We start from the raw sequence: 14,349 nt of genomic DNA, 5'->3' as shown, positions 1-14,349 counted from the left end.
TGATATAATAAAACCATCACTAATAGGATAAAAATATGACCAAAAAAGAAAAAAACCAACAAAATACAACCGAACCAGAAGAAATAAATTTGGAAGACATTTTTGGTAAAGTAGCGGCGGCTTGGGAATTTTCTGAGTATATAAAACACGAAAAAAGCAAAGTTTGGTATATTAGCTTTACCGTGGTCTTTCTGGCAATGTTAGTCTATTCTTATTTTAGCGACAACCTACTCTTTGCCATCATCCTTCTGGTGTTTGCTGTTGTCTATCTGTCTTTAGAAAAAAAAGATCCTATCAATGTCCAAGTGGCCTTGGCTGAAGACGGTCTACTGATCAATGATAAATTCATGGAGTGGAAACAATTTGCTAATTTTTATATTATCTACTATCCTCCAGAAATAACCAATCTATATCTGCAGCCCAAAAATAATTTTAAACAAAGAATAACCATACCACTGGAAGACCAGGATCCGGTCACGATCAGAGAATTTTTGCTGAGATATATGGATGAAGATTTAGAAAAAGAAGAAATGCCGGCCAGCGAAGGAATCTCCCGCCTGCTAAAATTATAAAAATATTTTACAAAATTTTTACCAATAAGCTGGACTGTCAAAGTTCAGCTTATTAAAACTAAATATCATGGAAAAAGCAAAAATCAACTTGAAGACTAATATTTCCAACCTGCACGCTATAGCAGCCAAGTTGTCTAGTAGCTTCAAAAAAATTGGAGTTGAAAATATCTCTGATTTGCTTTGGTATTTCCCCTATCGCTATCAAGACTTGAGCCAAATTAGCAAAGTGTCCGAACTAACTGTTGATCAAAATGCCATGATCCTGGTAAAAATAAAAACCATCAAAAGCTACCGCTCCTGGCGCAAAAAAATGATAATTACTGAAATACTGGCCAGTGATGATAGCGGTGATATCAAAGCTGTTTGGTTTGGCCAAAAATTCGTGGCTCAAATATTAAAAAAAGACGATTGGGTATATTTAAGCGGTAAAGTTCAAAAAAATGGCTTATTATTGCAACTCGTCAGTCCAACATATGAAAAACTAAAAGACGAGCCAATTCATAGTGCCCGACTAGTCCCAATATATCATCTAAGCGGTGACATATCCCAAAAGCAGCTACGCTTTTTGATCAAAAAATCTCTAGAAGACATCAAAGAGATTGATGATCCATTGCCTGTTGAAATACTCAACAAAGAAAAATACCCTTGGCTCTATGATGCTCTCCGAGAAATCCACTTTCCCAAGGACGACAAGTCTTTGAACAACGCCAGTCAAAGACTAAAATTCCAGGAGCTCCTCTATCTACAGATGAAATACCAACTAGCCAAACAAGACTACCAAAAACAGGCTAGCTACCCCATACCTTTAAATGACAAAACAGTCAATCAAACTATCAAAAATCTGCCTTTTAAACTGACTGTAGATCAACAAAAAGCCTTGTATGACATCTTATCCGACTTAGCTCAAAAACACCCTATGAATCGCCTTATTGAAGGCGACGTAGGCTCTGGTAAGACTGTATTGGCCTTTTTGTCGGCTCTCAATGTCGCCAGCTATGGCTTGCAGAGTGCTTTGATGGCTCCGACTGAGATACTGGCTGCCCAGCACTTTGAGAGTGCCAAAAAAATACTGTCTCAAAAATTTCACACCCAACTGGCTCTGCTGACTAGATCCCAGACTCTGCTGGCTGACAAAGAAATAAGTAAAAAAGAACTTCTAGCCAAAATCAAAAGAGGCACGGTCAAATTTGTAATTGGCACTCATGCCCTTATTCAAGAAAAAATAAATTTTTGCAATTTAGCCCTAGTCACTATAGACGAACAGCATCGCTTTGGAGTAAAACAAAGAAAAACTCTCAAAGAAAAAAATCCTGATGATAGAGTACCTCATCTTTTATCTATGACCGCTACCCCCATCCCTCGTACTCTGACTCTCAGTCTTTATGGAGATTTAGATATTTCTATTATCAAAGAAAAGCCGGCCGGCCGGCAACCGATCAAAACTTTTGTAGTGCCAGAGAAAAAAAGACTGGGCGCTTACAAATTTATCAAAGAAAAAATAGCCGAAGGTCAGCAAGCTTTTGTCATCTGCCCCTTGATTGATGAGAGCGATAAGCTAGGCTCAAAATCTGTCAAAGCAGAATATGAAAAACTAAACGATAAAATATTTACTGATTTGGAAATACGAATGCTACACGGCAAGCTCAAAAGCGCAGAAAAAGAAAAAATAATGAGGGATTTTAAAGATAATAAATTCCCCATACTAGTAGCTACTTCTGTGATTGAAGTAGGAGTTGATATACCAAATGCCACTATGATGATTATAGAAAGTGCCGAAAGATTTGGCCTCAGTCAGCTCCATCAATTTCGTGGTAGGATAGGTCGCAACGACCTGGAAAGCTTTTGTCTTTTATTTAGCGACCAAGAATCAACTGTCAGTAAAAAAAGGCTAAGCGCCTTGACCAAGACCAACGATGGATTCAAGCTGGCCGAGCTAGATCTAGAGCTACGTGGGGCCGGCGATGTCTTTGGTACCAAACAAACCGGTCTGATAAAATTAAAAATAGCCAAACTGTCTGATGCTGACTTAATCAAAAAGGCCCAAAAATGGGCCCAGGATATGCTGGTCAACAAAAAATATTCTAGTCAAAACAACCTACAAAATATAATCGCTGAGCTAAAAAGCGAAACTCATCTGGAATAATTTTAACCTTCGAGGTTAAATTCATCATCTATTTTTGAAAATGCCTTTTTGTAAGAATTTGTTATTTTTTTATATTCTTTAAAATCAACTAAGTAATCATGGTAAATAAGATTATTTTTTGCTTGACCAATATAATTATGGTGAGAGGTATAATACCAATCTTGAATTCTAGTAACCATCTTATGCTTTAAAGGATTCAAATTTATATAAGACAACAAAACATTTAAATAATCATCATCATCTACTAGCTTTGATTTATACGGCCCTTGAAATACCCTGCCCGAATGTTCTTTATTTAAATTAAAATATTTAGTATAAGAGTTAGACAAAAGAGAAATAAATCTAGCAATTGCTGTAATTTTAACCTCCGAGGTTGATTTTGGCTCTTTAAGTAAAAAATGAAAATGATTCGGCAATACGCAATAAGCCAAAATTTTTATTCCTGTTTTATCTCTATAAAAAGCGACTTTTTCAATAAAATATTCGTAATCCTTTTCTGTATAAAATATCGTCCTCTTCTCAACCGCCCGATTATAAATATGATAATAATTATTTGGATAAATATCCCTCGGTTTGTTAGGCATAAATAAAAAATAAGGTTAATACGACCTTATCTAACCTCCGAGGTTGGATAAAATCGCTTTTCTTCAAAACAATTTTAGCTTAATATAAAATAATATAGTTGTCAAACAACCTTCGAGGTTAACCTCGAAGGTTGTGTTTCTAAAAAACAAAACTCACTTAGACTAATTTAATTTTTACATTTTTCAGAATCTATACCATCTGGACCGCCTATTGGACTACATTTATCCCGTCCCAAGATTCCCGGGACGTCCTCACAGCACCACCCCCTAGTATCAGGATTATTAGCTAGTATACAATCTGCAGTTGTGTCACAAGTTTGCTCACTCAGGGGCTTGCACTTGTTATCATCTTTGAGTATACATACAGCGCTCATAGGATCTGAATCCTCTTTTGTAGCTTGACCAAAGCAATAATTTTGTTCACAAAATTCGGGAGTTATGTAATAACCACAAGCCAATGGCCAGTCGTTCGGACCAAAATACATATCACTGCAAAGACTTGATACACAACCACATTGTACATTAGAGGATATATATGGTACCGAATCTGGACATAGCCCTTTACCTTTTGTGCTGACACATATTTGATCTTCCGGACACCTAGTATCAATACAGGTTATCTCTCGACCGGTATAGACTGCGCTAGTAGTTACAAAACTACTACCACAATAACTATAAATACCTTCTTCTGCTCTTTTAGCAAAACCGTCTTGGCATTGAGCAGCATCCTCTTTGATAGAAGTAATCGCTGGTAAACTAAGTTCCTGGAAAACTACCAAATCTTTACTTATCTGTGAAAGTAAGAGTTGTCCACCAAACAAAAGTGCCAAGCCAACCAAAACCCCATTTATCATTTCTTTGGCTGAAGTTATTTTTTGGGAATTACCAGCTGCCATCAGCCACTTCCAACCAGCCAAAACCAGCATAAACATAGCCACAATTCCAGCAAATCCTGCCCCATAAGTATAAATAGCTACTACATAACGACCTATTAATGCCCCGTCGGCTTTTACCGGTACCAGACCATCAAAATCAGTACCAGGAATCCTAACATTTGGTACAAACCAAACTTTTTTATCCCCAAATATATCTGGTTCCGGTAATTCTTCGGGAAACGCATAGACTCCAGCTGCTGAAAAAATAGCCCAAAAGAGCACAGCCACTAGTATTAGTTTAAAAAAAATTTTACCCTTCATGATTTTATTTATCCTATTAAATAAAATTTAAGTCATCTTAAATTTTAAATTCAATTAGTTATTATTACCATTTTATTTTATCTAATTCTAATACTTTGTAAAGCCCCTGTGCTAGAGTCTGTAAAATACAAAATACTGCCGTCAGGAGATAAGGCGAGATTATAGGCATTGTAGCTACCACTATCACCGACTGGGCTAGCCACCAGTGTCTTACTACCAGAATTCAAATCAATATAATAAAAATTGTCAGGATAACGATCAGCTACTTCTGGATAAAAACCAGCTCCTCTAGGCAAGCCCTGTGGTACTGCACAATACAAACCATTTTCTCCGACAAAAGTACATTTGTCTGGCCAAGTGGCAATATTGAGGGACACTTTGATATCACCAAGCTCACTGGTATTACCTTTAGTCACCCACAGGTTTGGATTGTAGTTTGTATCCTGATTATAAACACTATAAAGCATAGAGCTACCTTCCGGTGACCATTCATAATTAAAACCAGCTCCATTGACCTTGAAAGACTTAAAATTCTCTCCATTTAGACCTATTGGATAGACCTCCTGGCGCTCGGCATCAACATATTTGGTATGAAGCACCGCTACCTGATTATCAGGTGAAAATCCCACACTAGTGGCATAGCTTTGGTCGCCCAAAGGTTCTATCAAAAACATGCCCGAGCCGTCATCATTGGCCGCTACCAGCCAATTGTCTTCATCGGTAGGTCCTATCCATTTTGCGGCTATTTGATTACCATTACTATTAAAAGAAAAATTTTCCATTTCCGCTGGCAAAGTTATCTGCTGACCGCTAGTAAAATTGTACAAAATATTTGAACCATCAGGATACTCTAGTATTGCTTTACCCCCGTTTCTATCCCAAGTGACATTGTCTACCTGAAAAAACTTTTCGTCGCTTAGCTCTACCATGTTTCCATTTTCATCCAAACGATAAAATTTTTGACTATTACTGTCATAAAATTGTACACCATTTTGACCGGTAAACACCCCACTTGCTTCAGCTTCTGTTATTTTATTTACCACTGTCAAACCGCCATTGGCTACTTCAGAAACTTTATCAGTGACATAAGGCTGCCAAGGCAAAATATTGATGTTGCCATTGGTGTTGCCATTGGTATTTACAACATTCAAGTTGCCATTGCCTATAAAAGGTAAATTTCCTATAGCCTGATTGTCATTGGGTTGCTGTATACTAGGCGCTGTCCTAAAAAATACCCAATACAAAGCAAAGCCAATTCCCAAGACAAAAAGGAAAAATCCTATTACTATTAATATTTTTTTGATATTCATATAAGGTTTATTTAAGGAATAATGCCTCTTAATGTCTCAAATACTTGCAACCCTAAAGCAGATATTGCCGCCACTGGTTCAAGTGCTATAGCTATTAAAATTATAAATAATATGAAAATACCAATCAAAAGTACTATCAAAAATAAAGTTAAAAATCCCCAGATGATTACTTCCCATGAATCTAATTTTACAGACTCATTGCCCAACCAATTACCAGCTATAAATTGGAATGTCATTATAAGATAGGTCACTATTATACCCACCACTGTTACGGCAAATGCGCCATTTAAAATACGCAGTATGACTTTGGTACTTGTCTTAGCAGCTAATCTTGCAAACTGTCTTTCAGCGACCTGCTCTGATTTTTTTATAGCTTGTTTTTTAGCTTGCTCAAATTGACGCCTAGTAATATCTTGGCGAGCACCAACATTTGAGCCAGCTATATTTTCTTCTAGCTCCTCATCAAGCTCGGGTGTGTATGGTGCATCTAAAACTTCCGCCATTTTTATTTTATATTATTATTCTTGCCAAAAAGCACTGGTGACCAACCACTGATTAGCCGATCTAGTCATACTTATTTCAATATCTTGATAAAAAACATTTTCTGATAAATCCGCCTCGGTCTTTATCCTCTGACAAGAGACCCTAATATTAGCGCTAGTATCATCTATATCCAATATTTCATAAGAAATTGCTTTGGTAGTAATACCACTAAATTGATCGGCTGACATATCTGTATTTATACCGCTAAGATAATTTTTCATAGTATTGCTACTGAGCGGCATTAGCTCTTCCAAGTTGTGTCCCGGATTGTCAGTTGACCAAGTACCAAAACGTTCGGCATAAATCTTGGCCAAATTAGCAGCATCAAACTCTAGATTTGTCTGCTTGGGAACTGTCGGCTCCTGATAAGTAAAATTGGCACTAGGCGGAGTAAAAATAATAGGCGGCTCTTCATTAGTATTTTGAATTGGCGGTTTTTGGTCACTAGTTCTCAATATCCAGAATAAAAAAGCAATCAGTAATATAAGAATAATGACAACTGCCCAAATTATTTTTTTCTTTTTACTTTCTTCCATAGTATTTACCCTGTTAAATAAAATTTAAGTCATCTTAAATTTTAAATTCAATTAATTATATTATTTAAAATTTTACCTGGAATTTCTATACTTATACCCCGCTATATAATGAATCTAGCAATTGAATTTATTTAACAGGGTAAATTAAATTACAAATAAACTAGAGCTTACCCTCAGCTTCCAAAAGCATTTGCTCTTCAAATTCCTTTTTGGCCTCTTCTATTTCTAGTAGCTGTCTTGGATCTGAAGTAATAATCTGATGTTCGGCATAGGATGCCTGTACCTTTATAGCCGCGTGCTTTGAACCGGCAAAGAAAATCCCCTCTCCCAGACCTGATTCCAGCAAAAGGTATTTTTCACCTTCGGTCAACATAAAAGTCTTTTGGATGAGATTGACAGCCGCTGGTGTCTGCTTTAGTAAAAGCTGGAGAGCACAGTTGGTCACAATCGCATTACCATAGGTACTAGTCAAAAAGTCATTGACGTCCTGGGTAATGGTGGTGACTCCTAGATAATATTTTCTACAACGTTTTACCAAAGCGTACATAAATTTGGCACTATCTTCATGTCTCATCATAATCCAGGCTTCATCTACTACCAATATACGACGTTTTAGTTCGCTTCTGATAATATTCCAAATATAAGTCATGATAGTATACATAGCTATTGGTCTAAGCTCATCTTCCAAATCACGAATACAAAATACTATCAGCTGGTTGTCTACTTTGACATTGGTCGGACTATTAAATAAGCCCGAAAAAGTGCCTTCAGTATATTTTTTGATTCTTAAGGCCATATCCTCGCCACCCTCCATACTCAAAAGTACTTCCTCCAAATCAGACATGAGAGGTGGCTCTATTTTGGACAAATCACTGGCTGGAGAAATATCTTTTTTAGCATAAGTTTCAATCAAGGCTCTATCCAAAAGAGAATCTTCAACATTTGTAACATCACCAATCATAAGCCTGATCAAGCCTTTTAGGGTAATGACAGCGCTTCTTAAGATATCTTCCGGCTTACTCTCGCCACCAATACCTAGCGGCAAATCAAAAGGATTTAATTTACTCTCAGAGTTAAGAGATACATTAATATAAGCACCGCCTACTGCCTCTGCCAAATGCTGATACTCATTTTCAGGATCAATAATAATCACATCTGTACCAAGCATCATTGACCTCAAAACTTCTAGTTTAATGGCATAACTCTTTCCCGCTCCGGATGTAGCAAACACTACCATATTGGCATTTTGCAGACTAAAACGGTCAAATAATATCAAACTATTATTATGTCTATTGATACCATATAAAATACCTTCATCTGAAGTAAGCTCTGATGAAACAAAAGGAAAAGACGAGGCAATCGGTGAGCTATTCATATTGGTTGCAATCGCTAATTCATCGTTACCAATCGGTAAAGTAGAATTAAAACCCTGCTCTACCTGAAATAAAGCCCGCTTGGAATAGATAAGCTGCATACCCAAAAGATTTTCTATCCTATCAGTAGCCAGATCAAGCTCCTCTTTATCTTTGGCATAAACTGTCACATACAAAGCAAACTGGAAAAACTTTTCAATACCTTGACTCAGCCCATCACGAAGAGCTTCAATATCCTGTAAAGCTGTTTCAGAAATAGGATCACGAGGAGCTCCTTTTTCATGATCAGCTATAATTTGAGCCTGCATGGTACCTACTTTGTTTTTGAGTTGTTTTAAAACCATTTGGATATCCATAGGATAAAAAAACATGGAAATATCCAAAGTCAAACTTTCATTGATAATCGGGGCAAACCAACCAATAGAAACATACCTCGGATAAGTCACTACAAACATGGTCCTGACCAAACTATCATTGAGCTGCAAAAAATTGCTACTGATTTTGAAAGAAGCTGGAGCAATAATATCTCGGACAGATACTATGCCCTCCCTAAAAGCTTTTTCCGCTTCTAAGAGCTCTTTTTCTTTGGTCAGCTTTTCTTTTTCAGATTGCTTGAGTTTGACCATAGACTCCCCGACTTTGTCAGAGCCGGCGTTTTTTTCAACTTGTTTGATTGATTTAAAGCCAAACATTATTTTTCAACAATTAATTGATTTATATCTTCCAATTTTTCCCGTTGGAATAAATCGGGATTATAACTATTATAATAAAGCTCAATAAGAGCCTGAGTGCTGAGCCTTTGACTGCGCAGCCCCATACTAGATAAACCGCCACCAATAAAATCACAACGTTTATTTAGTTGAGCAGCAAACTCTTCAAAACGTTTACGACTGAGACTGACCACTTTGGCAGCAGAAAATACGGCCGACAATCGGCTAAAGAAGCTCCTTTTTTTGTCTGTGGCTGAGCTATAAGGCACTATCACATAAAACTTTTTACTCATGATTCTTTCCAAGGTCAAAAGCTCGCCCACAAAACCCCGATAATCAGCTGTCTGCATTCTCAAAAGCTCATTGGTCTGCTCTCTTTCCACCTTTTTTAACCTCTCCAAATAATCATCAATATTTAAAGGTCGTGACTGAATAATAATCTGCAAAGGATAGTCCAAAGAATTCAAAAAATTTATATAACCACCAACAATGGCTTTTTGTTCATCTTCAGATTTTAGGTCAAAATTTATAGAAGATACCAGTAGTACTCCCCTAACACTACCATCATTTAAAACCACCAAATCATCTCTGATTTCAGCAATGTCCAAAAACTTCTGGGTTGAATTTTTTGGCCTTGAGCTAGCCAACTTTTCATTTTTCATCCCTTTAAAAATTTATTTTGTTAAACATACACACAATAATTCGCTAATTTATATTTAACGATAAGTTACGTTATTTTCATCATTTGACTGCCTCTCACCTTTATAGACGCCACCTGTATCTATAATAAGAGAAAGCTCTGATAACTTACGATTTGGTACAAGACTCTTAGTGACTATCTGATTGTTTTTGGCTTTTTTTTGTTCTTTTATCTCTTCTTTACTCTTAAATTCTTGCCTTTTTATATATTCTTTTCTCCATATCCTGACAGCCGGTTTTTTCATGGTGGACACTACATTTAGAGCAAAAATATGAAAAGGAGCCCCATTGACTTTATAAAAAGCAAATAATATAACAAGAATTACATTTACTACTGTAAAAAACAAAAATAAACTAAAGTCAGCCAACTTATAAGCAATGAATTCCAGCAAAGCACCGGCTAGGATTATAATAAACTGTCTGACTGTGATAGGCCCCCAGATTTTGTCTTCGGCATCAATAAATTGTGGCACTATAAATCTATCCTGCATCCAGTTAAAAATTTATTTTTTATTAAAATTTTGTAAAACATTTACTTATATCTATTATTAGGCCGCTTATTTATAATTGCCTATTTTAAAATCTCATTTTTCGATTTAAATCAGATATAGCAGAAAATTCTTCAGTGCTTAGAGTTTCTTTGCCCTCTTTTTTAAGCCTCTCAATCAAACTGGATATTTCTTCTCCTTCGCTCATACTTTGAGCTCCCAAATCTAGATACAATTTATACAAAGGACTGTTGCGCCAGGCTTTGATACCCTGAGCCTTTTTGGTATAAGAATCCTGTTCCAATAAATTTATCTTATCTAGTATTTTGGTTACTATATCTTGGGTAGTAGTGCCTAGTCTCCTAAAAGCTACCAAGTCAAAAGACTCTATTTCTTTGACTGGACCTGTCAAAACATGACTCCCTATTGGCCTGTCGTTTTTTTCTGAAGATTTTTGTACATCAGTTATTTGTTGTCTAGGGGCTGACTGAGCCATAGGTCTTGAGACTTTTGGCAGAGATATTTTTGGTTTTTCTTCCAATTTTACTGGAATATCCTGAATTTTTTTTGCTTCTACAGATTTTTCCACTAGCTCAGCTTTTTTGACATCAGGCTCTTTTATAAGATCAAAACCCGAAGCTGGCTTAGTTTCTTTTTTACCCTCTACTGATGGTGAAGAAGCTATTTTTTGCTCTTGAGCTATTTCTCCTTTAGCAATAGTCTCTGCTGTTTTTTCAGGTTTTTCTACGGGTTCTTCTTCTTTTTCTAAAATTGGCTTTGATGTTTCTAAAAGTTTTTCTTTGGTTTCTACTTCTGGTAGCTCAGGGATCTTTTCATTAGCTTTCATTTCTGACATCTTGACTACCAGACCACCGACAGAATCAATTCTGGATTTTATACTCTTGACAACTGAGACTACCTCATCAATTTTTTCAGCAGACAATTTTATATCACTGGACAATCTATCACGAGTGGCTATAATGCTTTTTCTATTTCTAAAAAAATCAAAAAGAATATTAATAAAAGAATCTTTTTTGCCACTATCAATATTTATTTCTTGCTTGTTTATTATCCTGTCTACTATTTTTTCTACACCGTACTTTTTACTATCGTCTTTTGGCATAGTTTTGGCCAGAGTCTCCACTTCTTTGAGATCATCCGGATGAAAAGCAAATTGAGCGGGACTATCAGAGCTGCCGCTTATATATTGAATAGGAACAAAATTATCATTTTTAGGAGCTGCGTTTCCTTCAGAAACTGCCGAAGAAAACTCTTTATTTACACTTTTTACGATTTCTTTACCGCTCAAAGTAGTAAATTTACCAGCCTCATCCTTGACCAAAAGATTGTCCACCCACTTTTTGCTAGTTAAATTATTTGTTGCCTGATCGTCTAAAGTAGACATGGGATATTATACTATATTTTATATTAATTTGAATATATTATAACATATTTATACATTTATAGCCAATAAAAAAACAAGCCTCTAAACATACAATCAATCAGCTTGTTTTATAAATAAACTTTAAGCTCTTTCTACGTACTCTCCAGTCTCTGTATTGACTACTATCTTATCACCTGACTTTACAAATAGCGGTGTCCTGACTTCCGCGCCTGTTTCTAAAACAACTGTCTTGGTAGCGGCTCCACTACTATTACCTTTGACTCCATCTGGAGCTGATTTAACTTCCAAAGTTACCTTGGCTGGCAAATCAACAGCTACTGGCTTGTCATTAAACATCAACACATCCACAGTCTGACCGTCTATCAGATATTTGACCATATCTCCCAGACTATCAATATTAAACTGAAACTGTTCAAAGCTTTCATTGTCCATAAAGAAAAAATCATTTTCTTGTTTGTACAAAAAATTGGCTTTGCGCCTCTCTATATCAGCCTCGGCAATGCTGTCAGAACCAGAAAAAGTTTTTTCAAGTGTATTACCATTGACCAAATTTTTTAATTTTGTCTTTACTACTGCTCCTCCTCTGGCTACTTTTATATGCTGAGTAAAAACTACTTGATAAGGCTCGTCGTTTATATCAATAACGCGTCCTAACTTCAAATCACTAAGTGACAACATAATATTTATTTGTTAACAAATGGTAACAAAGCCATAAAGCGAGCTCTTTTGATGGCTTGAGACAATGTCCTCTGATGTTTTGAGCAAACTCCACTACGTCTTTTTGGCACAATCTTGCCATATGAAGAAGTGAATTTTTTTAACTGCTGCCAATTTTTGTAATCAATGTGTTCTATATTGTTTACACAAAAATAGCAATATTTACTAGTCTGCTTTTTATGCATAATAAAATTTATTATTTATTAAAATGGGATATCTTCTATACTGATTTCTTCCTCTGAATCAGATCTAGAAGCTTTGATATTTGGCTTATCTACATCGACACTTGGCTCTTGACCCATATCAGGCTGATTAGTGTCAAAATCTCCTCCTGAAGGTGCCGATCCCGCCCTATCAAGCATAATCATATTATCAGCAATTATCTCTGTACGATATCTTTTGACACCATTGGGGTCATCCCATGATCTAGTCTGCAAACGTCCCTCAATATATACCTTGCTGCCTTTTTTTAAATACTGGCTACTTATTTCAGCCAATCGACGCCAGGCTACTATATTGTGAAATTCTGCTTTTTCTTGTTTTTGACCATCAGCGTTTTTCCAAACAAAATTGGTGGCGATGGAAAAAGATGTCACATTTTGACCACTAGGAGTGGTGCGCATTTCTGGATCGCGCACTACATTACCAATGATCATTGCTTTGTTTAAATTCATAGATGCTATTGTTTAAATTTTTTAATCAAGTTGGGGGTCTCTCAAAATCTCATCCAATTTTTGATCAATATCATCTAGAGCTATTTTTGGTTTTTCATCTTTATTAACCTTTTCTTCCTGCTTTTTAGGGGCAGAATATGGTCTTTTGGCAACCTGTCTAGCTGGTCTACCACCAGATCTTCTAAGTGGTTTATTATTTGCTGAAGCTGGCAAATCTTTGAGACTAGCCAAGTCAGTGGCTGCTTCCATGGCAGCTCTATCAAGCTTGACCAACAAATATCGAAGCAACTTGTTGTTGTGCTTCAATTTTGTATCAATTTCTTTGAGCTGACGACCACTATCCAAATCAAATTCCAAAAATACATAAAAGCCATGCTTTTGCTTTTTGATTGGATAAGCTAATTTTTTTCGACCAATAAAATAAGGCTCTTTTATAATTTTAGCCTTTACTTCTTCTAAATAGCCCAAAATATCCTGCTCTAGAGTTTTGTGCTCTGTTTCAGGGATAGCTGAACTAATGATAAAACTGAGTTCATATCTCATGATTTTTATCTAATTACCTTGACCTTATTAGCCAAGGGCTTTAATAAACTCTTATTGAGCTTTTAAAACGTGGTTAATTAAATTGATTGTGGAAATACTTTAACATAATGAACATTCTGTGTCAAGTAACCCCTAGGGTTAAAATTAAATTGACAAAAATCTGCATTATATTAAAATAACCATGACCCCAACAATATAATATGAAGAAAAGTGATTTTATCAACCCGACGGGTTAGATAAGGTCAATTATATTAATTAACCTTATTTTTTATGGCTTCAAAACCTAGAAATATTCTACCTGACAATTTCTATCATGTCTACAATAGAGGCGCTCATAAAAATCCCCTATTTTATACGGATAATGACTACAAATATTTTTTGACGAAGGCCTTATTTTATAAGGAAAAATTCAATATAAAAATATTAGCTTATTGTATTCTGCCAAATCATTGGCATTTTTTGGTACAAGAACCAAGGAAAGTAACCCCTGGGGTTAAAATAAATCATCTAAATTCAAGCTCATCCATAAGCGCCTTTTTTTCATCACTATCAAATTCATACACAAAATTTTTCAATATGAACAAGAATCACTCCGGCAGAATTTTCCAGGGGCCTTTTAAATCAAAAATTATAAACGATGATAATTATTTAAAAATCCTAATAAATTATATTAATTTAAACCACGTAAAACATAAAATTTCAGATAAAAACACTTGGGATTATACCTCTTATAATGAGTATATTAATAAATCAAAAACAAAAATAGTTGATCAAGACTATCTCGTGGATTTCAAACTCTGTCACAAAATAGAAAACCTAATAATTGATAGCGAGTTTGACCCCTAGGGTTATTTAA

Annotated in this window: 16 protein-coding genes; 3 read left to right on the top strand and 13 right to left on the bottom strand. The window is 35.7% G+C overall.

Annotated elements, in window-relative coordinates; translation table 11 throughout:
* The first annotated feature begins 35 nt into the window (after nt 1-35).
* Complete coding sequence (locus KKH39_02355; GenBank protein ID MBU1202861.1) at nt 36-572, top strand: hypothetical protein; 537 nt, start codon at nt 36-38, stop codon at nt 570-572.
* Nucleotides 573-639: 67 nt separating this feature from the next.
* Entirely contained in the window at nt 640-2,715 is a 2,076-nt protein-coding gene (gene recG / locus KKH39_02350; GenBank protein ID MBU1202860.1) for an ATP-dependent DNA helicase RecG, read from the top strand.
* Between the two features lie 2 nt (nt 2,716-2,717).
* Here the strand turns inward: recG and KKH39_02345 are convergent, their stop codons facing one another.
* The 13 genes from KKH39_02345 to rpsF form a co-directional block, all read right to left on the bottom strand.
* A complete protein-coding gene (locus KKH39_02345; protein ID MBU1202859.1) occupies nt 2,718-3,299 on the bottom strand; it encodes a transposase in 582 nt (193 codons plus the stop codon).
* A 167-nt stretch (nt 3,300-3,466) separates the two neighbouring features.
* Entirely contained in the window at nt 3,467-4,495 is a 1,029-nt protein-coding gene (locus KKH39_02340; GenBank protein ID MBU1202858.1) for a pilin, read from the bottom strand.
* 77 nt (nt 4,496-4,572) lie between these two features.
* Complete coding sequence (locus tag KKH39_02335) at nt 4,573-5,805, bottom strand: hypothetical protein (protein ID MBU1202857.1); 1,233 nt, start codon at nt 5,803-5,805, stop codon at nt 4,573-4,575.
* Between the two features lie 11 nt (nt 5,806-5,816).
* Nucleotides 5,817-6,308: a hypothetical protein gene (locus KKH39_02330; GenBank protein MBU1202856.1), complete on the bottom strand. Its 492-nt coding sequence runs from the start codon at nt 6,306-6,308 to the stop codon at nt 5,817-5,819.
* 15 nt (nt 6,309-6,323) lie between these two features.
* Complete coding sequence (locus KKH39_02325) at nt 6,324-6,884, bottom strand: hypothetical protein (GenBank protein MBU1202855.1); 561 nt, start codon at nt 6,882-6,884, stop codon at nt 6,324-6,326.
* A 160-nt stretch (nt 6,885-7,044) separates the two neighbouring features.
* Nucleotides 7,045-8,883: an ATP-binding protein gene (locus KKH39_02320; GenBank protein ID MBU1202854.1), complete on the bottom strand. Its 1,839-nt coding sequence runs from the start codon at nt 8,881-8,883 to the stop codon at nt 7,045-7,047.
* Between the two features lie 65 nt (nt 8,884-8,948).
* Nucleotides 8,949-9,629, bottom strand: a complete 681-nt coding sequence (locus KKH39_02315; protein MBU1202853.1) for a hypothetical protein — start codon at nt 9,627-9,629, stop codon at nt 8,949-8,951.
* 54 nt (nt 9,630-9,683) lie between these two features.
* Nucleotides 9,684-10,157 (bottom strand): PrgI family protein, encoded by a 474-nt coding sequence (locus tag KKH39_02310; GenBank protein ID MBU1202852.1) that lies wholly within the window; start codon nt 10,155-10,157, stop codon nt 9,684-9,686.
* 85 nt (nt 10,158-10,242) lie between these two features.
* The gene (locus KKH39_02305; GenBank protein MBU1202851.1) at nt 10,243-11,559 is read right to left on the bottom strand and encodes a hypothetical protein; all 1,317 of its coding nucleotides are present in this window, start codon (nt 11,557-11,559) and stop codon (nt 10,243-10,245) included.
* 120 nt (nt 11,560-11,679) lie between these two features.
* Nucleotides 11,680-12,237, bottom strand: coding sequence for an elongation factor P (gene efp / locus KKH39_02300; protein ID MBU1202850.1), 558 nt, complete (start codon nt 12,235-12,237; stop codon nt 11,680-11,682).
* Between the two features lie 5 nt (nt 12,238-12,242).
* On the bottom strand, nt 12,243-12,461 hold the full coding sequence (gene rpsR, locus KKH39_02295) for a 30S ribosomal protein S18 (protein MBU1202849.1): 219 nt from the start codon (nt 12,459-12,461) through the stop codon (nt 12,243-12,245).
* Nucleotides 12,462-12,479: 18 nt separating this feature from the next.
* A complete protein-coding gene (locus tag KKH39_02290) occupies nt 12,480-12,950 on the bottom strand; it encodes a single-stranded DNA-binding protein (protein MBU1202848.1) in 471 nt (156 codons plus the stop codon).
* A 21-nt stretch (nt 12,951-12,971) separates the two neighbouring features.
* Nucleotides 12,972-13,493, bottom strand: coding sequence for a 30S ribosomal protein S6 (gene rpsF / locus KKH39_02285; protein ID MBU1202847.1), 522 nt, complete (start codon nt 13,491-13,493; stop codon nt 12,972-12,974).
* Between the two features lie 270 nt (nt 13,494-13,763).
* Between rpsF and KKH39_02280 the strand changes: the two genes are divergently transcribed.
* The gene (locus KKH39_02280) at nt 13,764-14,339 is read left to right on the top strand and encodes a transposase (protein ID MBU1202846.1); all 576 of its coding nucleotides are present in this window, start codon (nt 13,764-13,766) and stop codon (nt 14,337-14,339) included.
* Nucleotides 14,340-14,349: the final 10 nt, after the last annotated feature.

The sequence above is a fragment of the Patescibacteria group bacterium genome (genome assembly GCA_018819405.1).
Taxonomy (GTDB): Bacteria; Patescibacteriota; Patescibacteriia; order UBA1558; family GWA2-36-10; genus XYD1-37-29.
Note: the sequence above shows the minus strand (reverse complement) of the source record. Positions and strands in the feature narration are given on the sequence as shown.